The organism is Vibrio sp. 10N.239.312.D08, assembly GCF_041466145.1.
Lineage (GTDB): Bacteria > Pseudomonadota > Gammaproteobacteria > Enterobacterales > Vibrionaceae > Vibrio > Vibrio crassostreae_C.
In genome coordinates this window covers 192,586-211,432 of sequence record NZ_JBFSSD010000001.1, presented here as the reverse complement: position 1 = coordinate 211,432, position 18,847 = coordinate 192,586, and the positions used below count along the sequence as shown (strand labels likewise).

Annotated in this window: 30 protein-coding genes; 12 read left to right on the top strand and 18 right to left on the bottom strand. The window is 40.3% G+C overall.

The annotated features are described in order from the left end of the window. Positions 1–316 precede the first annotated feature (316 nt). The 5 genes from AB6D58_RS01095 to AB6D58_RS01075 all read left to right on the top strand — a co-directional run bounded on the left by AB6D58_RS01095 (position 317) and on the right by AB6D58_RS01075 (position 5,443). Positions 317–1,990, top strand: a complete 1,674-nt coding sequence (locus tag AB6D58_RS01095; protein ID WP_372156193.1) for a hypothetical protein — start codon at positions 317–319, stop codon at positions 1,988–1,990. A gap of 58 nt (positions 1,991–2,048) precedes the next feature. Next, positions 2,049–2,378 carry a hypothetical protein gene (locus AB6D58_RS01090; RefSeq protein ID WP_372156192.1) on the top strand — a complete coding sequence of 110 codons (330 nt, stop codon included), beginning with the start codon at positions 2,049–2,051 and terminating at the stop codon, positions 2,376–2,378. Positions 2,379–3,098: 720 nt separating this feature from the next. Continuing rightward, on the top strand, positions 3,099–3,674 hold the full coding sequence (locus AB6D58_RS01085; RefSeq protein WP_372156191.1) for a hypothetical protein: 576 nt from the start codon (positions 3,099–3,101) through the stop codon (positions 3,672–3,674). A gap of 81 nt (positions 3,675–3,755) precedes the next feature. After that, positions 3,756–4,166 (top strand): S24 family peptidase, encoded by a 411-nt coding sequence (locus AB6D58_RS01080; protein WP_269996435.1) that lies wholly within the window; start codon positions 3,756–3,758, stop codon positions 4,164–4,166. Next, positions 4,166–5,443 (top strand): Y-family DNA polymerase, encoded by a 1,278-nt coding sequence (locus tag AB6D58_RS01075; protein ID WP_372156190.1) that lies wholly within the window; start codon positions 4,166–4,168, stop codon positions 5,441–5,443. Before AB6D58_RS01080 ends, AB6D58_RS01075 begins: the two co-directional genes overlap by 1 nt. A gap of 688 nt (positions 5,444–6,131) precedes the next feature. On the opposite strand, the gene AB6D58_RS01070 is transcribed toward AB6D58_RS01075, so the two are convergent. The 18 genes from AB6D58_RS01070 to AB6D58_RS00985 form a co-directional block, all read right to left on the bottom strand. After that, positions 6,132–6,380, bottom strand: coding sequence for a hypothetical protein (locus AB6D58_RS01070; RefSeq protein ID WP_372156189.1), 249 nt, complete (start codon positions 6,378–6,380; stop codon positions 6,132–6,134). Positions 6,381–6,415: 35 nt separating this feature from the next. Beyond that, a complete protein-coding gene (locus tag AB6D58_RS01065; protein WP_372156188.1) occupies positions 6,416–6,697 on the bottom strand; it encodes a hypothetical protein in 282 nt (93 codons plus the stop codon). Between the two features lie 9 nt (positions 6,698–6,706). Then, positions 6,707–6,895: a hypothetical protein gene (locus AB6D58_RS01060; protein ID WP_372156183.1), complete on the bottom strand. Its 189-nt coding sequence runs from the start codon at positions 6,893–6,895 to the stop codon at positions 6,707–6,709. Positions 6,896–6,908: 13 nt separating this feature from the next. Next, positions 6,909–7,034: a hypothetical protein gene (locus AB6D58_RS01055; RefSeq protein ID WP_372156187.1), complete on the bottom strand. Its 126-nt coding sequence runs from the start codon at positions 7,032–7,034 to the stop codon at positions 6,909–6,911. Positions 7,035–7,311: 277 nt separating this feature from the next. Continuing rightward, a complete protein-coding gene (locus tag AB6D58_RS01050) occupies positions 7,312–7,674 on the bottom strand; it encodes a hypothetical protein (RefSeq protein WP_372156186.1) in 363 nt (120 codons plus the stop codon). 11 nt (positions 7,675–7,685) lie between these two features. Beyond that, a complete protein-coding gene (locus tag AB6D58_RS01045; protein WP_372156185.1) occupies positions 7,686–7,940 on the bottom strand; it encodes a hypothetical protein in 255 nt (84 codons plus the stop codon). A gap of 11 nt (positions 7,941–7,951) precedes the next feature. Beyond that, positions 7,952–8,140 carry a hypothetical protein gene (locus tag AB6D58_RS01040; RefSeq protein ID WP_372156183.1) on the bottom strand — a complete coding sequence of 63 codons (189 nt, stop codon included), beginning with the start codon at positions 8,138–8,140 and terminating at the stop codon, positions 7,952–7,954. A 15-nt stretch (positions 8,141–8,155) separates the two neighbouring features. Next, positions 8,156–8,398, bottom strand: a complete 243-nt coding sequence (locus AB6D58_RS01035) for a hypothetical protein (protein WP_372156182.1) — start codon at positions 8,396–8,398, stop codon at positions 8,156–8,158. Positions 8,399–8,715: 317 nt separating this feature from the next. Beyond that, on the bottom strand, positions 8,716–9,099 hold the full coding sequence (locus tag AB6D58_RS01030; RefSeq protein WP_372156181.1) for a hypothetical protein: 384 nt from the start codon (positions 9,097–9,099) through the stop codon (positions 8,716–8,718). A gap of 14 nt (positions 9,100–9,113) precedes the next feature. Continuing rightward, entirely contained in the window at positions 9,114–9,353 is a 240-nt protein-coding gene (locus tag AB6D58_RS01025) for a hypothetical protein (RefSeq protein WP_372156180.1), read from the bottom strand. 16 nt (positions 9,354–9,369) lie between these two features. Beyond that, entirely contained in the window at positions 9,370–9,741 is a 372-nt protein-coding gene (locus AB6D58_RS01020) for a hypothetical protein (protein WP_372156179.1), read from the bottom strand. Positions 9,742–9,754: 13 nt separating this feature from the next. Next, positions 9,755–9,913: a hypothetical protein gene (locus AB6D58_RS01015; RefSeq protein ID WP_165974231.1), complete on the bottom strand. Its 159-nt coding sequence runs from the start codon at positions 9,911–9,913 to the stop codon at positions 9,755–9,757. Between the two features lie 15 nt (positions 9,914–9,928). Then, entirely contained in the window at positions 9,929–10,111 is a 183-nt protein-coding gene (locus AB6D58_RS01010; RefSeq protein ID WP_372156178.1) for a hypothetical protein, read from the bottom strand. A 9-nt stretch (positions 10,112–10,120) separates the two neighbouring features. Continuing rightward, a complete protein-coding gene (locus AB6D58_RS01005; protein ID WP_372156177.1) occupies positions 10,121–10,381 on the bottom strand; it encodes a hypothetical protein in 261 nt (86 codons plus the stop codon). Between the two features lie 232 nt (positions 10,382–10,613). After that, positions 10,614–10,814, bottom strand: coding sequence for a hypothetical protein (locus AB6D58_RS01000; protein ID WP_372156175.1), 201 nt, complete (start codon positions 10,812–10,814; stop codon positions 10,614–10,616). Positions 10,815–10,831: 17 nt separating this feature from the next. Beyond that, positions 10,832–11,200 (bottom strand): type II toxin-antitoxin system HigA family antitoxin, encoded by a 369-nt coding sequence (locus AB6D58_RS00995; protein WP_372156174.1) that lies wholly within the window; start codon positions 11,198–11,200, stop codon positions 10,832–10,834. Positions 11,201–11,211: 11 nt separating this feature from the next. Beyond that, on the bottom strand, positions 11,212–11,511 hold the full coding sequence (locus AB6D58_RS00990) for a type II toxin-antitoxin system HigB family toxin (protein ID WP_372156173.1): 300 nt from the start codon (positions 11,509–11,511) through the stop codon (positions 11,212–11,214). Positions 11,512–11,613: 102 nt separating this feature from the next. Continuing rightward, entirely contained in the window at positions 11,614–12,285 is a 672-nt protein-coding gene (locus tag AB6D58_RS00985; RefSeq protein ID WP_372156172.1) for a tyrosine-type recombinase/integrase, read from the bottom strand. Positions 12,286–12,594: 309 nt separating this feature from the next. Here AB6D58_RS00985 and AB6D58_RS00980 point away from each other — a divergent pair, with 309 nt between their 5' ends. The 7 genes from AB6D58_RS00980 to AB6D58_RS00950 all read left to right on the top strand — a co-directional run bounded on the left by AB6D58_RS00980 (position 12,595) and on the right by AB6D58_RS00950 (position 18,688). After that, positions 12,595–13,848 carry a site-specific DNA-methyltransferase gene (locus AB6D58_RS00980; protein WP_372156170.1) on the top strand — a complete coding sequence of 418 codons (1,254 nt, stop codon included), beginning with the start codon at positions 12,595–12,597 and terminating at the stop codon, positions 13,846–13,848. Between the two features lie 77 nt (positions 13,849–13,925). Next, entirely contained in the window at positions 13,926–15,035 is a 1,110-nt protein-coding gene (locus AB6D58_RS00975; RefSeq protein ID WP_372156169.1) for a hypothetical protein, read from the top strand. Between the two features lie 1,360 nt (positions 15,036–16,395). Then, positions 16,396–16,716 carry a hypothetical protein gene (locus AB6D58_RS00970; protein WP_372156168.1) on the top strand — a complete coding sequence of 107 codons (321 nt, stop codon included), beginning with the start codon at positions 16,396–16,398 and terminating at the stop codon, positions 16,714–16,716. Continuing rightward, complete coding sequence (locus AB6D58_RS00965) at positions 16,703–16,987, top strand: hypothetical protein (RefSeq protein WP_372156167.1); 285 nt, start codon at positions 16,703–16,705, stop codon at positions 16,985–16,987. Before AB6D58_RS00970 ends, AB6D58_RS00965 begins: the two co-directional genes overlap by 14 nt. Before the next feature lie 147 nt (positions 16,988–17,134). Then, positions 17,135–17,371, top strand: a complete 237-nt coding sequence (locus tag AB6D58_RS00960; RefSeq protein ID WP_372156165.1) for a hypothetical protein — start codon at positions 17,135–17,137, stop codon at positions 17,369–17,371. 144 nt (positions 17,372–17,515) lie between these two features. Then, positions 17,516–17,875 (top strand): hypothetical protein, encoded by a 360-nt coding sequence (locus tag AB6D58_RS00955; protein WP_372156163.1) that lies wholly within the window; start codon positions 17,516–17,518, stop codon positions 17,873–17,875. Between the two features lie 471 nt (positions 17,876–18,346). Then, on the top strand, positions 18,347–18,688 hold the full coding sequence (locus AB6D58_RS00950) for a hypothetical protein (protein WP_372156162.1): 342 nt from the start codon (positions 18,347–18,349) through the stop codon (positions 18,686–18,688). Positions 18,689–18,847: the final 159 nt, after the last annotated feature.

Here is an 18,847-nt window from a genome sequence, read left to right as displayed (position 1 = left end):
GTATATCGGCGCATTAAACTTTTTTACTGTGACGTTTATGTGCATAACGACGGGATTAATTTGGTCTACTGATGTCATTGACGATTTAATCTTGACCTTTATAAAGTGGAATTGAAAATTGTTATCCAGTTTTTGCACATGGTATCCAATTAAGTTTAACCAATTAGAACCCATTATCTTCCCATGACAGAAGATACTCTCCAATCACGATACTTCCCATTATGATGATCTTTAGAAGCAAGAATGAAAGATAGAACCCACAGAGATAACCATTGAGTTAAAATGCAATCAAACGAAATTTAAGAGTTGAATTAACATGTTGAGCCAAAAGTTGACACAACCCTCCTCGAAAGGAGTTGAACGTAACCCTAAAAAGAGACTTATTGCAAAGCATACAGATGACCCTGTTGGTATTACTCTTTCGTACTCTACCTTTGTAGATGGCGCCTACGTGTTTACTGACACTCCTGCTTTCACCAAACGCGGTAATCCCACAGGGCGTTATGGTACCTGGCTTGGGAAGAAATTTATTGCAGTTCATTTTGGAAACAATAGGACGCAAAAGGAAGCTTTACAGACCATTCTCGCATATAAAGAGAATGAGATTTATCCACCTAAAGCTTACTACAACCCAAAGACAGCTGAACTTTTGAAATTTGACTCAGAGATTGAATATCAAGATTATTTAAATTCAATTCATCCTAATTTCGTCGCAATCCACCTTTACTTAAGTAAGGGTGCAAGAGCGTATTCAAAATCAGGTCTTAGACTTGGGCACTTTACTGCACTCAATGGGAGTAGCCAGAATAAATACTATTTCGGCACTCAAAGAAACCCAAGAGAAGCTCTTATCAACTTGGTTAGTAAAGAGATGGAAGAATTTACAGACCATTCGATTCGCTATATTTTCGATTCCAAAGAATACGTTATCCATGAACCTGATCATCACAATATTGCTTTAATGGTAGCGCGTTTAACAAGCCTTGCAGTCGATAACCCGATGGTTGGTGTTTTTGTAAGAACGGGACAAGTCATTCAACCGTGGCCACCTGTAACACCATTTGAAAGAAACCAAGAAGGGTCTATTTATGGAGCAATCCGAGTAGAGGGTCGATCGAAGAGTGTTAGTGTCGATTTCGGGAAAAACTTATCTAAAGAGAGCGCACTTACAGAGTTCCTTGCTTACAAAAATGCAGGAGTTAGCCCTCCGATGGCCTACTACTGTCATAAAGAAAGTAAACTCATTTATTCCAATGGTTCTGTTAGGGCGAACCAAAAGGTTAAAGCTCCATCGTCTGAAGTGATGTCAATTCGTTTAGTTTCAGGAGTAAAATCGATTGAAACTAAAATGCATCTCACCTCTGACAACAAACCTATGGGCTACTTATATCTGAATAATAAACGATTCGGTTTCGGTAGGCGTCGCAACCTCAGTGGTGCATTTCAGAATTTAATGACTTTTGCGTTAGGTAAGAAAGTAAAGTACCTGGAATCAAAGAACGATGACCAGAGCTGTCGCTATTCCACATCAGATAAGCAGCAGGTCCAGATATTACTCCAAAGCCTAGTAGAACATCTAAAATCAGAATTAAAGCAACACAGACCTGATTTTATCTTTGAAGAAAGTGCCGCTTTGAACGCTATAAAAGTGGTCAATCAATCTAAAGAACGCCAGATCAAAAAGATCCCTCATCTCGAATTAAGAGTTGGAGCTTTACGTAACGGAAAGACACAATATCACACCTTAAAAAACGACCCACTTGGCTCTGTTTTGATAATGAAAAAGCGTATAACTTTCGGTGCAAACCGAAGTTTGACCGCCGCATTAAACATAGCGATCAATACCGCAAGGAAAAAAGGTGAACTAACAATTGAGTACATGCAGAATGATAAAACTAAAAAGTTGTACATAAATAACTCAAGTCATTGCATTATGATGGTAAATGAATTGAAATCACAGTTGAAAAGTGAATTAGAATTGGTTTGCTAGATAAGCAATCCTAACTTGAAAGCATTGAGATAAAGCATTGAGATAAAGAATTTATTAAATGAAAAAACATATTACACTATTAGCTTTTATAGCTACTATTCTTGTTGGAATGTTACTTGATTTTCCAACCTACATTGTCGGTGGCATTGGCGCAGGTTTTTCATTGCGTTGGTTTACATTTATCACAAAAGAACTTATACCATCTTACCCACTACACAAAGGGATTGAAATAACAGGTTACAGCCTAATGCTAGTCGTTGCTGGTGGTGTTTTCGAAATAAAACCAGATGACTCATACCTCACAATCCTTTTAATGATGGGATCTGCGAGCATAGGTATTATATTTGCTGAACTACTCGAGAAAAGTATGCAAACAAGCAAATCTTAACGATTTAAAAAGACTGAATTCAATAACCTGGGATTTGAACAAGATCTCCGAAAACCTACATCAACTTAAAAGGTCTTATGAATTTTCTCTGTAGGCCTTTTCTTTAAGTTTCGGTTTGGGTCAATATTTCCCCAAAAAATCCTTCAAAATCTGACAATGATGTATTTACGAATTTCGCAAAGCGATTCAGAAAAACATCGATATTAACGCAGAATGCCGAACAATTACTGAATGACTCTAACAAGCCGAATGAGGACAAGGAAAGCAATGAGATTAAACGTTACTAGGTACAAGCTTTATCACTCAGTAGGTAAGCAAATTTTGGCCCAGTCATGGATCTCACTTTGTACTACCACTTCCATGCCGCTAGCTCTTATTCTCGTTACGCCCGTTTCGCTTATCATTCACGGCGAAAACCACTGGGCACTTGCGTTAGAACTGGTAGCAACGTCCTTTGCGCTGGGCTACGTTGTCGGTCTTCCTTTTTGGGGTCAAATCAAATATAAGCAGATGCTGAATCAATTTGGCCATAAGGAGTCACATAGATTTCTAAGATGGTTAATACGTGACACATCGAACTCTTTTACATTCTCATCAAACCGGTTAAACGCCAATTAAGGTAATAAAAACATGCCCCACAAGAGACTCGCTTACGACAACTTTTCTGAATCGCAGATAATCACGAAACTTGCGTGCATAAGTGCTAACCACAGAATAGAAGTGAGTCTGTTTGGGGGCTTGCCATTAAGAGACGATACGCCTCACAGTGCCTTATATTGGTCAAACTGGGATGAAGCTTTTCCTCTCTTAGACGCCTTAGTAATACTCCGAAGAAGAGTTGGTAAGCAGGATATAGAAAACAGCCTATGGTCGTTAGTTTGCAAGCCTCTCAAGGACTACTTCAATGCAGAATACCAATACAAACTAGGAGTGGTCATTCAGGAAAGCGACTTTGATGGTTTATGTGGCGCAATACTAAATGAAAACACCATTACAATTGGCAAATATATTCTAGAACCACTTGGCTCGGGTGAATTAACTAACGCTTACGGTGAAGAGAGATATGGAACCGTTTGGGGAATCTTCAATCTTGATTTCACTCTGGTAGAGAAGAAGCAAGATTGTGATGAATGGGAAATGGCAAATCAACTTTACTCAATGGTTAATGGTTCAGCTCCAAATTCAGATTGTTTTGGTGAAAATGCAGAGCAACTAGATTTGTGTACCTGGAGCATATATGACCCTCAATATGTCCCACTTCTAAAGCGCGCTGAAGCAGAGTTAGAACATTTTTAGATATCGTACTCTTAGAACTTGATCCATTAGACTAGTTCAACCTAAAATACTGTATGAACAAACAGTATATCGAGTAAGAGTGTGAACGTTATTCCTATCAAAGCAAGTGCCGGGCTAAATGGCTTTGAGTCACCAGCTGCAGAGTATCAGCAATTAAAGTTGAGCTTAGACGAAATTCTTGTAAGCAAACCATCATGTACATGGTTAGGAGTGGCAAGCGGAGATAGTATGGTCGGGTCAGGCATCTACGACGGCGACCTACTTATAATCGATAGATCAGAAGCCGTTGAAGAAGGTGATGTAATTGTATGCAACCTAAATGGTGAATTTGCAGTCAAACAAATTTCCATTAAAAACCGTCAGCTGATCTCAACAAACCCAAACGTGAAGCCAGTAAGCATCAGTGAGACAGATACTTTTTCTAATGAAGGTGTTGTCACGTATTCAATAAGAGTTCACAAAAAGAACAAACTACAAGGTAGCATAGGGTAATGACTTACGCTCTCATTGATGCCAACGCGATGTATGCAAGCTGCGAACAAATCTTTCGTCCTGACTGGCGCAATAAACCTATTGCCGTTTTGAGCAACAACGATGGCACCGTAGTGGCGTGCAACCGCCTAGCGAAAGAGGCCGGCACGAAGAAGTTTAAGCCATTGTTCGAACAGCCGGTACTACAAAGTGACGGTACCAAAGGCAGTAAAGGTGTTATTTTCCTGAGTTCAAATTACGAATTGTACGCTGACATTTCTGGTCGCTTCCATGAAACCGTAGGTCGCTTTGCACCTGAGCAATACGTATATAGCATTGATGAAAGCTTCTTAAATTTTAAGTCATGCCGAAAGGCGATACCTGATCTACGTGACCATTGCTTAACGATGAGAAGGACTGTTTGGCGAGAGTGTCGATTGCCTGTTTCTGTTGGGGTGGGAGATACTCTAACTTTAGCAAAAGTTGGGTCCCACTTTGCCAAGCAGACTGCAGATTGGAGCGGAGTGTGCGTTATTGAAACTGATAAGCAGCGTCGCGAATTATTATCTAAACTACCTGTTAATGAAGTTTGGAACATAGGTCGCAAGCTAACAATGCACTTGAAGCATATGGGTATTACTACCGCCTTACAGCTTGCAGACACAGATCCAGATAAGATGCGAAAAAACTTTAGCGTTGAGATCGAACGAACGATACGCGAACTTAACGGCCAAGTTGCAAGGTCGTGGGATCACAATGAAGTCAGCAAACAACAAATCTTCTCCACACGCTCTCTGGGCGAGAGAATTACAGATATTGACTCATTGCAGCAAGCAATAGCTAAGCACGCCTGTATTGCCTCACAGAAGGCGAGAGCGCAGCGTTCTATTGCGGGTGTAATGATAGTCTTTGCTTCAACATCTGCTTATGACAAAGGTGAACAGTATTACCAAAAGTCTCTTATCAAATTCGAACATCCAACAGCCGATGCCGACAAAGTAACAGCAGCCGCTACGCAAGCAGCAAGACAAATATACAAACGCGGCATTCGCTTCTACAAGGTTGGGGTAGGTCTTATTGACTTGGTTTCATCAAAGTACGAGCAGCAGGATCTTTTCAATGTCAAACCTAACAACCCCGCATTGATGACGGTCTTAGATGGAATAAACAGCCGCTATGGGCGAGACACACTGTTTCTCGGCGCACAGGGTATAGAACAGAAATGGGCGATGAAACGGAACAGGTTGACACCTCAATATACGACGCGGTGGGCAGACTTGCCTCGCTTGTCTTGCTAGCATTTATTAAAACTTGTGCATTGGAAGTTTGTAGATGAAGCTAAACAATTCGCAAAACAGGTTGTGCCTTTGTATTTGAAGGAGGCTAAACAACAGCGGATTGTGTTATCGTTTCTGCACTACATCTGCGAGATTAGACATACTTATGAACTAAAGGGCCAAGCATGACCAATAACAAACATTTTGCTCAATCTTTACCTCGGACGGTTAAGGGGCTAGAATCTACAATACCCGACGAAATAATTAAGTAGTAATTCATCCTTTTCCCCGTTTGATTCGCTTAACTTACCATGACCAATTAACAAATTTTTTGTATGTTGTTGCCATCTGATTACCCAAATGTTCTGCCCTTGTGTGAGTTTCATCGGGTTGATAGAAACATACTAAGTAACACCATATCGGAAGAAGGAATACAATCATCAGTGGCAATGAGAGTATTGAAAGTAATATACGAATTGCTTTCATTATTTCCATACTTTTTCCCTCTTTAAAACTTTCTGCCCCAAATGCTTAATATCAAAGAACTACTGACCAATGCGATTGGGAGTCATACTGTAAAATTAAGACCATTGTTTTGATAAGTGAACCATCCACTAATCAAAACCCCAATCAATGCTATGAAATTGAACGGAAGAGCTACTTTACTCGCAGCTTTCTGCATAGATTTAAGCATCGTAATTTCCCCTCATTATTTACTTTTTGAGTCAATAGGCTTACCGTTCTTATCGAGCACCGTATAGCCAAAAGATCTCACTCGCTCCATTTCAGTTTGAGTATCAATATCAAAACCGTTTAAGCGATCCAGTGTGACTATGTACCCTTTTTCTCTCAATGAGCGTACAGCTTCACCAACTTCATTGTGTTGCTTCATATCAAAATAACGCTGCCACATTTGAGAGCAAAAGAAGCCGAACAAACCAACGAATAGTGCAAACATTAGTGAGTTTTCATCTAGTATCGAATATTCCCTCGTCATTCAAAAAATTGCACTTGATGCTCGCTAACTTCATCACCAAGCATCCATTGCCAACCATCTTCAAAATCGTCCATATTTGCTTCGGGTGTGTCTGCATAGATGGCTTTAAAAACCCTCACGGTGACGTATGAACCATCTTCGACTTCAGCAAGTTCGCAATGGAGTTGAAAGTCACCATTAAAAAAATCAGAAAGTGCTTTTTCTGGCGTATCACCCTCGCCAAGATGTTTGATTGTTTCTTCAAAATGAGCACACGCGATATAACCTTTTATTCGCATCTATTTTCCCTACTTATCTGAATTAATAATGTCGTCAGCGAATTTCTGATCGAATTCTTCTGCCGAGTTATAGCCACAACCTTTTTTGTAAGACTTCGACTCACTATCAAAAGTGGCTAAGCACTTGCCTTTTTGGTTGTGGTCAATTAAGGCAGTGTTGGTACGTTTTTTACAGTGTTCGCAGACAGTCATACCCATGGCTATTTTCCCTCTAGTATTTGATTTCAGTGTTCGAGTAGTCACGAACAAACTCTACACCGTGTCGTTTTCCAATTGCCTTAATTGCTTTCTTTGCTTGCTTTGCTTGCTTTGCTTCATCATCGAGATCGCCCGCCATTGTCTATCTTTTCCCCTAAGTTACAAAAGACTGTTTGAGTTTTCTGGTCTACCTGATCTAACCCAACGAACGTAGAACCATCGTGAAGATAAGTTGGCTATAATCGCCATACCAAAGCCAAGCATTGCAAACCAGTTCTCCTTAAATAAGGCGGCGAGAAAACAGGCGATACAAACCCAGATTGATAAGCTGTACACGTTAACTTCTTTCATACAAATTACCCACTTAGTTAGCGCTCATCGATTCTTTTAGATAAGTCCGAACGATTATCACTCCCTCAACTAGTTGAACTATCTTCACGCTTACCTGCAAAGCAAAGCATGGCAAATGTGATTGTTAAACCTAATATGATTAGCTCATTACCATATTCAAATTGATTGAATTCAGCTCTGGTATGAGTGGCAATGATTGCAAGCGGATAACCAACTATTGCAGCAAATACAGACGACACGAATGTAAACGGTCGGACTATTTTGTAGCCCTTTTTGTATCTAACAACTTGAATTACCAGTAGACTTAATAAACCCAAACCTACTGTTAACCAGTAATAATGCAACTCTAGACTCTCGACTAAAGTACGAATGCTATCAGCGAACATTATTAAACCTAAAACTAGTAAAGCACCATATATAGTTGCCATAATTTTCCCTACTATTTCGTTGGTTCATCTAAATTGATAAATGTAATCTTGTTTTTATCTTCTTCCGGCAACATCTTTCTCAGCGTTTTTACAAGCTCAGGACTAGTCGTTTCGGGTTCAATTACGATTAGAGGTTTACCAGACTCCACTCGTTCATGAAGAAGTTTATTCAAGTCAACCTCTGGCCTGTCATCTGTTGTCTCGGATTTGGCATATACAGACAGTTTTTTGCCTAAAGCCTCATCACTATCTCTGTTGTATCCCATTCACATTTTCCCTACTTATCTGAATTAATAATGTCGTCAGCGAATTTCTGATCGAATTCTTCTGCCGAGTTATAGCCACAACCTTTTTTGTAAGACTTCGACTCACTATCAAAAGTGGCTAAGCACTTGCCTTTTTGGTTGTGGTCAATTAAGGCAGTGTTGGTACGTTTTTTACAGTGTTCGCAGACAGTCATACCCATGGCTATTTTCCCTCGTTACTTCCAAACGTTGCGAATTTTATCAATAGCGGATAGCCCTAACTCAAGGGATGCTACTGGTGTTCCATTCATAAACATGCGCAACTCAATTTCACCTTCATCAATTACGAAATGATCAAATCTAACTACCAAGCAACCCGAAACCAGTAAAAAATTGGTTTTTTCATCGCGGTTTTGGTCAGACTTTATCAGATGTTTTCGACCACCTCTGTCTTCTATAAGGAGTGATTTTTCGCTCATATTTTCCCTTAATTTGAGTTTTCGAAGGCTTTACCTTCATTTAACCAAACTGATAAGGATGGAAAGACTCACCCATAATCAACACTGGTTATTTGGAAAGGTCATGCGTTAAATAGGCTGCAAGTTGGAAACCATGAGTTGTCTTCCATTGTCTTGCTCACTTCCGTTTCCATATTCAATTTGATATTGCAAAGAAACCGATTTCTTCATTTTCAGCACCACCACTAAAGTAATCTTCAATCATGCTTGCAGCACTGGTGAGGCTCATAATACGCATGCGCCTTCTTGTGTCGCCTAGAGCCATAAATTCCCTTATTTTACTCTAGTAACTCTGAGATATCGTAGTAGTGTTCTTTCTGGAACTTGGTATCGCAATGTATCATGTACCCGATTAGCAATGTCTCGTAATGCTCTACTACCACTGAAATGATATGAGATGGAACATTAGCTTCATTGATGGCTTCATTGAGCAGTTCAACCATACCTTTCATTGAATGCTGGACTTCTGAGACACTAATTTCTGGGACGCTAACTGTGAGTAGTTCAGAGATAAAGTCTAAATGTCGCTTGAACATATACAGACAATGACTAATAAATTCTTTGTCTTGCAGGCTGATGAAATTCGTTCGGTATTCACCGAATTGCAATACAACGCTCCCTTCTGGATAATAACCAATATCTTTGATTTTAACGCCATTCATAATCGTATATTCCCCTATTGATCTTCTTTCTTGGCCTTATCATCAGGAAGAAGCTTGCGCGACTCTTCGATGACTAACGAGTAAAACTGGTTATCATTGATTTCGTGACTAAGAGAATGGGACTTGATCGTTTCTCTAAAATCTCGTATTTGCTTCAATAAATTTTGATACTTTGAGGCTAGGTAAAACCCTGTTCCGCACCAAAGGCATAGAATCAGGATGAATAGCCCCAAAAACATATCCAACTTGTCCATAGGCTGAAATTCCCTCTTACTTTTCACCGAGTCTGATAAGTTCGATGAATTCTTCAAATTCCAAACTATCTACCCAATCACCATATTGCTCTTCTGTCATATCGTCGATAGTGTCTCGAATAGCTTCCATTTTAACCTTCAAATTAGCTGCGGCTTCTTCATTAGGTTCGTTGTGTTCAGGTGCGGATTTTATCTTTTCTTTAGTAGGAACTTTCGTATCAAGGTAACGTTTTATAACTGATTTAGCCTCAGTAATTGCCTCATCTTTCGTGTCAAACTGCTGCGCACCTTGAATCGCAGTTTTTACACCATCAACTATTAAATCAGGGGCGAATACTAAGCCTCGTTTAGAGTGAAATTGTTGAATATAGGTCGCCTCAAACTGCATAATAATTTTCCCTCTAGTTGGCGCCGATAGTGAATTGACTAACAAGCTCGATGATCGGCTCAAGAACAAGTTTGATAAAAACCTGTTCGTTATACATTACAGCTAACACAGATAGAGCAATAATGCCGAACACGGATAGCCAGTTGATTGTTCGTTCAGAAACTCCCTTCATTTACGATTTTCCCTATCAAGATAGATCGCCAACGTAGACAGCGATAAGTACAACAAAAATATTAAGGCCGAATATGGCTGGATTATCCGAAGTAACAGCAAACTTAGAAGTCGCAACACTTAACTCAGGCGCAAGACCAAGCCAAAGAGGGACGGAGAACAAGCAGCCAAAAAAATAACACAATTGTTTAGCAGTCATATTTTCCCTCTATGCTTCTATTAACCCTTGACTCACAAGTTGCTCGCTAAATTTGAACTGCATTGGAGCATAATATTGACGACCCTCCGAAAAGCTTTCGAGCTGACCATTAGACATCATATGAACTTGTCTTTCGATGTTAGCCCTCCTATCAAAGATCATTCCGTAGTCACCCGCCATTTTAATAGCACTAGCGAGCGTTCTATGACTTTTAATAGTCTCAGGGCGATTAAACTTACAGCTATAAAATGCTGCGTTTTTACTAGCCATCTTCTTCCCCTCGTTACTCGTCTGTTAGACGATTTACTGTATCAATATACTCTTGGCCAAGTGACTGAATGATTTCGGCATCTTGCTGATTGGCCATCGATTAACCCGCGTCACTCAGCATTTTTCTAGCGAAGTCTTCACCGTGTTGCTCACCGCAAAAGCCATGTGCAGTACAGACGATATAAATCGTTACAGATTTATCACAGCATTTCGCCATACCTTGATTTTTCCTCTAGTTAAGTCTTTTTTTTTGTTTTTGTTGGTATGCAATCGTTGCGACAACAACAGGAACAAACAAGCTACCAATCGTAGTACCGATAGACAGAAAACTAGCTCCCAACAAAACTGCTACCAAATGACCGCCCACAAACAAGAACATTAATCTTGCTATGGCTTTAGGCCAAGAGTCCATATACTCTGTAAAATCAAACATTACTCCCTTTTCCCTCTTTACTTAATCAGTTGATATTCTTTCACAAGGCTATCCAATGGGATTCTAAGCCCATCGTGTAGCTTGCGAATCATTGAGATAGATAAACGTCTTTGACGGCTCAGAATCTCCGTAACACGGCTGCGCTGACCAAGGAAAGGTACAAGGTCTTTATCTTCTAAGCCTTGCTGCTCCATACGGAACTTGATTGCTTCGATTGGATCAGGTGGTGCAATTGGATAATTAGCTTCTTCAAACGCCTCAATTAGAGTGGCAAGCACTTCTAACTCATCACCCTCTGGTGTGTTTGGTTCAGCATCCCAAAGCTGCTCGATACGCGCTAAAGCAACGCGGTTATCATCTGCTGTTTTGATTGGTTTAATTTGCATATCTGCCTCTTCTAAACGGTTTTCGCATCAACTTTGTCATAGTCTGCATGTGTGCCAATAAAGCGAATATATACCATCGAAAATTTGTAATTAATCGCGGAGATCAGTCGATACTTATTGCCGTAAACGTTGAACACAACGCGATTATTGCCAACGAAAGACGCATTTCGGTACAGTGCCTTTATGTCTTGGGGCGTTTGCCAATTTGCGTGCTTGGCTTCGTCATACCATGCCATTAGTGGCTGTTCAGAATCAGCGTAATTAGGCTGTTCCCAAAACTCTCTTAAAGTTGCTCTTGATAAAATTCGCATATATCCCCTTTGCTATATTTCCCATTATGGGAAAGAACAATAAACAGTCAAGCGTTACTTTCCCAAAAAGGGAAAATAAATTAAATCATAAACCTAACAGAGCTATAAAGCCAGTTGCGCAGCTTGGCATAATTGAGTTTCTGAAATGTCGATGTACTCCAAACTCATTGACGGTTCAGAATGGCCTAATGCTCTTTGTATTGCGTTTAACTCAACCCCTTGAGTATTCATGTTCGAACCGTAACTTCTACGCCCTGTGTGGCTACTACAGCCTTTTAATCCGCACCGCTGATAGATATTCCTAATCATCAACTCCAGTACATCACAAGCCTGATAATCAACCTGTTCACCTGCCTGATTTATTCTAGTTTTACGCTTCATCGAGTAGCTACGTGCACGATTGTTCAACACAAGTTTACTTAGCGGGTTTAGCCCCTGATAAGTGTTGTTAAAAGTGGTCGCCCAATTGTGTGACTTTCGGTAATCAACCCACTCTTGGATCATCTGTTTGGCTAATTTACTTAACCAGATAGAACGGGGCTTTCTTCGTTTACACAGTGAAGCTCTAAGGTAGATCTCTTCTTTAATTTTGCCAGTAGGCATCAGTACATCATCAACTGTGAGTTGGGCGAGTTCAGATACTCGCAAAGTCGAAAAGGACAAGGCCAAAACCACACGCTTTAGCTCAGGGTTTTGCAGTAGTTGGCATCGAACAAGTAACTTGCGGATTTGTGACGGAGTAAGGCTTTTTGCTTTGGCTCTAGCTTTAGTCATTGTGTATTTTCCTCTTAGAGTCAGAAATACACACACAAGCAGATTAGAGCGTGTTGTTCATGGTATCACACGGAATTACTGGCTTTGGGGGAAAACGTGGTATCAAACTTTATTGTCACGCTTTTGTTTTGTAGCTATGTTGATAGAATCTAAGTTTCAATCTTTGTCTTTCGACAACAGGTACGATTGGCATACAGCGATTAAATTCTCGTTTAACTTACCTGATCACCAAGCCACGCAAGATAACTATTTAAACTCCATTGGTATACTTGGTCTAATCTGCCATAGACACGAACCAATGGAGTTAACTTGTACATTTTCGGTTCTACACCACTTATCGACATGACAAAGCTACGATATGCTGTTGAAAATGCGTACCTCGACAACGGCGGCTCTTTAGAGCAATCGAAGCTATACAAGATCGTCTCTGAAAAATTAAACCTGAACCCTGAGCACTTCAAATCGAAGGTCGGGAACCAAAATAACGTCAACTTACTATTCAGAAAAATCCGTTGGATACAGCAGTCATTAAAGGAAGAACGCTTACTAACTCGTATTGAGAGAGGGGTATGGGAAGTCTCAGGTAAGGCGAAAGAGAAATTACATACTATCGAGCAAGGAAAGAGTGTAATCGCAATGAGTACGACACTCGGAGTGATGATTTGCTCGAAAACGGAATCTGTATTCGGAAACGACATCATCGATGAAGAAGTCCATCTTGTACTAACTTCGCCTCCATATATCCTACAGAACCCAAGAGCTTACGGTGGCCCCACTGAGAGCCGCGAATGGGTCAATTTCATCATGGGTATCATCAATAAAATCAAACCAAGAATGGCTGATGGATGTTCTATAGCGCTAAATATCGGTCAGGACAGCTTTCATACTCGTCAACCTGCGCGTGTTACGCATCTAGAAAGGTTAGTAATAACAATGGAGGATGCCGGCTTTTGGCTTGTAGATCGTCTTATATGGGAGTCTAACAAGGCACCGGGGCCAATCGCATGGACAAGTAAAGAGCGGTACATGCTTAAAAATGCTTATGAATTCGTTCTCCATTTTACAAACAATCCATTGAAACTTATGTCTTCTAACCAGAGAGTATTACTACCGCACACAGACAAGCACAAGTCGTTTGTTCGTGGCGGTGGAACGCGAGTAGCAGCATCGAACAGTGATGGGGCACATAGAAAAAGGGTGGGAGACTACGCGAATACCGATCTTGAAAAAGGTAAGTTAGCGTCAAACGTCTTGTACTTCCCAAATAAGTGCACAAGAAATGAAGAAGTAAATCGATATGCTGACGCGATACAAGTGGCAAGACACGGCGCAAAATTCCCATACTCACTGGCAGAGTTTCTAGTCAGGTATCTATGCCCTGAAGGTGGTCTTGTTCTAGATCCATTTGGGGGAAGCGGTACCGTGGCTGCAGCTTGCGAGAATACGAATAGAAGATGGTACAGCATTGAACCTATATTAGAATATATCAAACAAAGCTTTATTCGTTTTAAGTCATTGGCTGACGATGTTTGGTTTAACCCTGAATTCTTGAAGGATGCATAATCTAACCAAATTTGATAAAATTTTGAATCAACAAAAGTATCTACCAGAAACCAATTAACCCATAATCAAAGGTAACTATGATAGATCTCCCAAAGGCTACTCTTAAAGACATTCGGAAGTCGCTATCTGCAAATGGTGATTTGTTTACTAAACAGCTCGCAACAGAAATGGAACTACTACAGATTGCAGCACCTGTGTTGTTAGCAAACCAAATTAGCGCACATTACCCAGAACTACTAGAGAAGCAAGAAATCACCGTTCTTATTGCCGGCGCTGCTTTCAATGAAACACTGAATGGAGGTCAGAGCTACAAGATTCTCAACACGTTGCTTGGAATAGACGGCATAAAGTGGAAGTTAATTTTCGTAGGTAATGAGTCAAAATCTCTCAGTCAGTCACTCGGTTACACGCTAAATCCGACGCTCGCAGAAAAGACAGAATTGATTACTGTGTTGGATGAATGCTTTCTCAAAGAAGCCATCGAAAAATTCGGTAACCCAGACCTCTTGTGCCTAAATCATCCAGGCATGGAATCTCATTACGAAACTTGGCTAGATGAGGATGACACCATCCTAGAACTATTAAAACAGGGGCAACGAATAGTTGGAGCTTCATATTCAACTGATGAGGTAGACACAGACCGCTACCACCTTTCCGCATACGGAATTGACTTGGTTGATGACGGCATTAACCAAGGTTACTTCAACGCACATTCAACCAAAATGGAAGATAGGCCGGAATTTGAGGGATCTTTTAATGATGCAGCGAACAGGGCGGTAGACCAAGGACTTGCAGACTGGGGGCAGACACAATGGAAACTTGAACTTGGTACCGGTGTAAAAGACCTGGAGAAGATAGAAGTAATTGATGTTCTTGGTATCCTTCATAAAACGATCAGTGATTACCTCATAGACAAAGGCACTATCCAGTATCCGTTCGAGGTGTTTGACCACATAAATAGACTTGAAAGTGGCAACAGAATAGTACGGATAGTAAGTAACTTCTCTGTAAATCTAGGAACTTGGGAGATCTTTGATGAAGAGAGTGGGAGTGTTATTATTGAGGACATTGAAATCGACGTTGATGACTTCAATATCAAAGCCTCTGACCTATTCAGTACATCTATGATAATGGCGAATGTGTTCAATAATTACATTCGAGACGAAATCCCTAACTTAAAAGGCTAATAATGTTCCATGCACTTACTTATAGCTACGCGAAACTAGCTAAGAAAAACCCCAACGTACACAGAATCATTGTCGTTTTACTGATGGTTGTGGGGGTGATTTCAGTATACCAACTGATTAATGAACAACTCCTTTTTGCTATTCCTCTACTGATGATAATGCCAGCTATTCTCTTTATGGGAACGGCTTCCAACTATAAGCACCGACACATACCAGATTAAAAGGGAGGCCATCGCGATACACAACAACTAACCAAGAACACTGTTTTCCCTATTACACAACGCAACGCTATTTATATTGTTTTTCAACTTGGTATTTTCAATTACCACTGTTTATGTTTTAGAGCCATTGCAACATGCATTGCTCGAAATTGGTTAGTTTACGTGGTCTGCATTGCGAGCCCAGTAAATGCAAATCTAAAAGGGTTAATGAAGTATGTCGCTTTACTGCCTCTTACCTTTTGGGTTGGGATACAATTTTTAATACTATTGAATGCAGACGGTATCGAGATAAAGAATACTGAAATCGATATTAAACAAAACTTCATGGCGATAGGCTTAATGCTAGCATGCGCTTTCTTCGCGCATTTGCTTACATCACTTGTAGATAAAAATTTCCGCTTTTTTTCGGTAAGAATGACCTAATAGCCAATTCGAAAAACTAAGTATCGAAACAATCTTAGCTGATCACCTCGCGACCAAACGAGACACATAGGGTTTCTGAGTATAGTTGATTTATCAGTCAGCAATTCTCTAACCCTATGAAAAATGGTCAATTAAGTTTCGATGATATACTTCGAGTCATCACCAAGCGCGCAACCAAACACCAACTCAAGAGACTTCACGAGCTACAGAGTTCTGAGAACAGACTCATGGAGTCTTTAGAGTTCTTTGAAACAAAACTCAAGCGCACTCGAGGCATAAGTAAACAAGAAATAGCTCAATCAGCCGGTTTTACGAACCCATCTTCTGCAGTTCCCGCGATACGAAGACTTCAAGAAAAGAACATGATTAATGTGATTCCGCGAGCTCATAATTCAATACGTCGGTCCCGTCTCTACTCAATTCCGATGTTCAGCGAAAGCAACTTTATATCCCCTGCTGAGTTCGTAAAAGTCAGTGGGCATGACTACAAGAAGCCACCACACTTTGCCATCAAGCTCGAGCATGATAGGGGGAGCTTAGGGAAGCCGGGGACGGTACTACTAATACACAAGAGCACATATGCACCTAAGAACTCAGCTGTGGTTGAGGTAGGGAGGTCTCTCAATGTTATTCATACGACTGAAGATAAGAGATTACTAGGCTTATACGATGGCTGCATCGTGACAACTATTACACCATTCAACATTGGATAGAAAATGAAGAAAGAACGCCAAATTCGCGCATCGATTTACGAACAAACTTGTAAGATCCTCAACACTAAAGTGTCGCAAATGCATGGCGCTAGTGATATTCCTTTCGGATTGGGGTACACACTTCCTATGGCAGCAGTCATGCAACTATCTAATGCTATCGAAAGAGCGAAAATCGCCTTTGTAGCGCTTGATGAAGAATCGACCGTTGAATTGATGGATAAGACCGAAAACCTAATCAATGAGGTGCCAGAATTGATTTTGAACGTCATTGGAGATCTGATTGACCACTTAGAAGAAAAAAGGGCCGAGTATGAAGCAGCATAGCAGTTTCAATATTATGTTAGGCGTTGGACTTACCGTATTAATGATCGCTGGTGGGTATAAGTTGGTTACCTACAAGAATCCACCCACAACCATTGATGAATACGCAGAAAGAGACAATGACGGCAGGCCGTTCAGTTGCGACAAACTTGTTCATCACACAGAGATGCATTTCGATGATAAACACTTCTTCAATTTCATGGCGATACAAGACCTAATGAATGCTTTGGTATATCAACAAGAAACCGGCTATGTATTTCAGTCTTGTCAGTAAGAATTGAAATCAGCATATGCGGAAGCCTGCCGTATAACAGAGAACAATGACTTTTATTGGTATATGAGAAATGCGAACGTTCACGATGATTCTATTAAGTATCAGGAACGACCAAAGCATTTGAGTTCACGGATCGAGTGTCCCAAAGTGGACTTTCAAGATCGCCTAGCAGAGTACACAACACCATACGAGTTCAACCCAAACAAGTCTTTACCTCTTTACTTAACAAACCTGAGCGTGCACATCAAACCGATTGCGATAAGAAAGAAGAGCAAAGCCAACGTTACGTATATTGAAGTGTTGGGCAGTGATGATGTGCGATACTATCTATTCACTGGTTCAAATTCGAAAACAGATGAACTTGTAAAAACGCTCACCAATTAATGGTACGCGTTGATTAGCTATCCGTTTAAGACAAAAAAACAGGTTTATATCTGAAATAAGTGAATTATTTGTCAATACAGGGTTGGAAGGCTGTGACTGAGTGAGTAATATATGCAATTCAATTACTCATACCATTAAGCATACATGATCACATTTGCAGCCGAATTCGCTGTCGTTTGCTGTGCATCACTTTATGTTGAAAACAGGAAAGCTCGATTAGAGCAGAACAAGGAAAAAGAGAGCGTTCGTTCTTTTTTGCAATCCAAATCGTTTTCGCAAAAGTGCACTGTAGAGGACTTTTTGAAGGTAAACTCTTACATAGCTAAATACTATGACCCACTTTTATTGCTCGAGTTTATTTCACGTTTTGAAGATACGATGAACAAAAATATCGATATAAATGCTCTTAATGCGTTTTTAGATGACCCCAAAAAAATGAATGACCAAATGGCAATTATGCTCCCTGTGCACAATTCGTATGAACTTCAGGCTATTGATGTCTGACGAAACTTTTTATTATTGAGATACCAACTGAACAAAAGTTGAGTTATATTTAATTTTCACCTTTTGACTCGGCCAAGTGAGTCAACACGTTGTAAACGTGCGCTTTCCAATCTTGAGTGGGCTTTACAGTTGTACTCAAATTCCTTTAATGATGGTTTAACAAAGTCATACCAAGATTTTGTTAAACCCTCCTTAATCTTTACCGATTTACTCATACCAGCCTCATCAGCTTTACCTCTGCATGATAAACGTATTTGCACGCTCTCAACGTGAGGAAAAACCGAGATCAACTCTTAAATAAGAGCACAAAAACACCAACCATTTCCAAAAATCTATACTTGCCTAAAGGATTCATCATGCCCAAGCGTAAGTTGGACTTTTATAGCACTAGACGTTCAAAACGAACATTTAACTGAAACCCACAGGGCAAACTAACCCTATGGGGTGTTTGCTTTTTTTAAGGAAACACCTATGCAAATAAATTTACGAATTATCAATACCAATGATAAAGCCAACTTGCGTAAAGTTGTGATTGTTTTAGAAGAAAATATGTGGGACGAAGACGCAGAAACCATATCTCTTGAAACAGCATTAATTCACTTCAAAAACGGCGTTAAGGTCTTTGAAATTAATCGTTTAGAGGCTGGCTTTATTCCTCCTCTTTGTTATGAAACTGCCATCAATCGTATATCTTGCGGTAAAGCTGATAGTTGCCGACCGAGAACAAGCGAGAGCAACAACTGGTTATTCTGGCTCAGTCAATATTGCGAAGCTTATTCTGTAGCATGGAATAAAAGTGGCATTGAGTTATGACCGGACATGAAATACTGGCATTACCAATGCTCAACGCGGCTTCACGTAATGGAGTTCACGACTACCTAGACTACACGATTATATAAAAGACAACGTAAACTCACTTTCAACCAACTATCAAACAACCTACTTGGGTACTACGCAACCCGACAGGGGAGT

Excerpts from the sequence above, each read along its gene's own strand:
- AB6D58_RS01070 (WP_372156189.1), bottom strand. The coding sequence starts at position 6,380 with ATGTTTGCACTATTCGTTGGTTTGTTCGGCTTCTTTTGCTCTCAAATG.
- AB6D58_RS01005 (WP_372156177.1), bottom strand. The coding sequence starts at position 10,381 with ATGGCTAGTAAAAACGCAGCATTTTATAGCTGTAAGTTTAATCGCCCT.
- AB6D58_RS01030 (WP_372156181.1), bottom strand. The coding sequence starts at position 9,099 with ATGAATGGCGTTAAAATCAAAGATATTGGTTATTATCCAGAAGGGAGC.
- AB6D58_RS00990 (WP_372156173.1), bottom strand. The coding sequence starts at position 11,511 with ATGCGAATTTTATCAAGAGCAACTTTAAGAGAGTTTTGGGAACAGCCT.
- AB6D58_RS00955 (WP_372156163.1), top strand. The coding sequence starts at position 17,516 with ATGATCACATTTGCAGCCGAATTCGCTGTCGTTTGCTGTGCATCACTT.
- AB6D58_RS01040 (WP_372156183.1), bottom strand. The coding sequence starts at position 8,140 with ATGGGTATGACTGTCTGCGAACACTGTAAAAAACGTACCAACACTGCC.
- AB6D58_RS01025 (WP_372156180.1), bottom strand. The coding sequence starts at position 9,353 with ATGGACAAGTTGGATATGTTTTTGGGGCTATTCATCCTGATTCTATGC.
- AB6D58_RS01065 (WP_372156188.1), bottom strand. The coding sequence starts at position 6,697 with ATGCGAATAAAAGGTTATATCGCGTGTGCTCATTTTGAAGAAACAATC.
- AB6D58_RS01050 (WP_372156186.1), bottom strand. The coding sequence starts at position 7,674 with ATGGCAACTATATATGGTGCTTTACTAGTTTTAGGTTTAATAATGTTC.
- AB6D58_RS01010 (WP_372156178.1), bottom strand. The coding sequence starts at position 10,111 with ATGACTGCTAAACAATTGTGTTATTTTTTTGGCTGCTTGTTCTCCGTC.
- AB6D58_RS01090 (WP_372156192.1), top strand. The coding sequence starts at position 2,049 with ATGAAAAAACATATTACACTATTAGCTTTTATAGCTACTATTCTTGTT.
- AB6D58_RS01045 (WP_372156185.1), bottom strand. The coding sequence starts at position 7,940 with ATGGGATACAACAGAGATAGTGATGAGGCTTTAGGCAAAAAACTGTCT.
- AB6D58_RS00985 (WP_372156172.1), bottom strand. The coding sequence starts at position 12,285 with ATGACTAAAGCTAGAGCCAAAGCAAAAAGCCTTACTCCGTCACAAATC.
- AB6D58_RS00965 (WP_372156167.1), top strand. The coding sequence starts at position 16,703 with ATGAAGCAGCATAGCAGTTTCAATATTATGTTAGGCGTTGGACTTACC.
- AB6D58_RS01095 (WP_372156193.1), top strand. The coding sequence starts at position 317 with ATGTTGAGCCAAAAGTTGACACAACCCTCCTCGAAAGGAGTTGAACGT.
- AB6D58_RS01000 (WP_372156175.1), bottom strand. The coding sequence starts at position 10,814 with ATGTTTGATTTTACAGAGTATATGGACTCTTGGCCTAAAGCCATAGCA.
- AB6D58_RS01060 (WP_372156183.1), bottom strand. The coding sequence starts at position 6,895 with ATGGGTATGACTGTCTGCGAACACTGTAAAAAACGTACCAACACTGCC.
- AB6D58_RS00950 (WP_372156162.1), top strand. The coding sequence starts at position 18,347 with ATGCAAATAAATTTACGAATTATCAATACCAATGATAAAGCCAACTTG.
- AB6D58_RS01075 (WP_372156190.1), top strand. The coding sequence starts at position 4,166 with ATGACTTACGCTCTCATTGATGCCAACGCGATGTATGCAAGCTGCGAA.
- AB6D58_RS00975 (WP_372156169.1), top strand. The coding sequence starts at position 13,926 with ATGATAGATCTCCCAAAGGCTACTCTTAAAGACATTCGGAAGTCGCTA.
- AB6D58_RS01020 (WP_372156179.1), bottom strand. The coding sequence starts at position 9,741 with ATGCAGTTTGAGGCGACCTATATTCAACAATTTCACTCTAAACGAGGC.
- AB6D58_RS01015 (WP_165974231.1), bottom strand. The coding sequence starts at position 9,913 with ATGAAGGGAGTTTCTGAACGAACAATCAACTGGCTATCCGTGTTCGGC.
- AB6D58_RS00995 (WP_372156174.1), bottom strand. The coding sequence starts at position 11,200 with ATGCAAATTAAACCAATCAAAACAGCAGATGATAACCGCGTTGCTTTA.
- AB6D58_RS01035 (WP_372156182.1), bottom strand. The coding sequence starts at position 8,398 with ATGAGCGAAAAATCACTCCTTATAGAAGACAGAGGTGGTCGAAAACAT.
- AB6D58_RS00970 (WP_372156168.1), top strand. The coding sequence starts at position 16,396 with ATGAAGAAAGAACGCCAAATTCGCGCATCGATTTACGAACAAACTTGT.
- AB6D58_RS01055 (WP_372156187.1), bottom strand. The coding sequence starts at position 7,034 with ATGGCGGGCGATCTCGATGATGAAGCAAAGCAAGCAAAGCAAGCAAAG.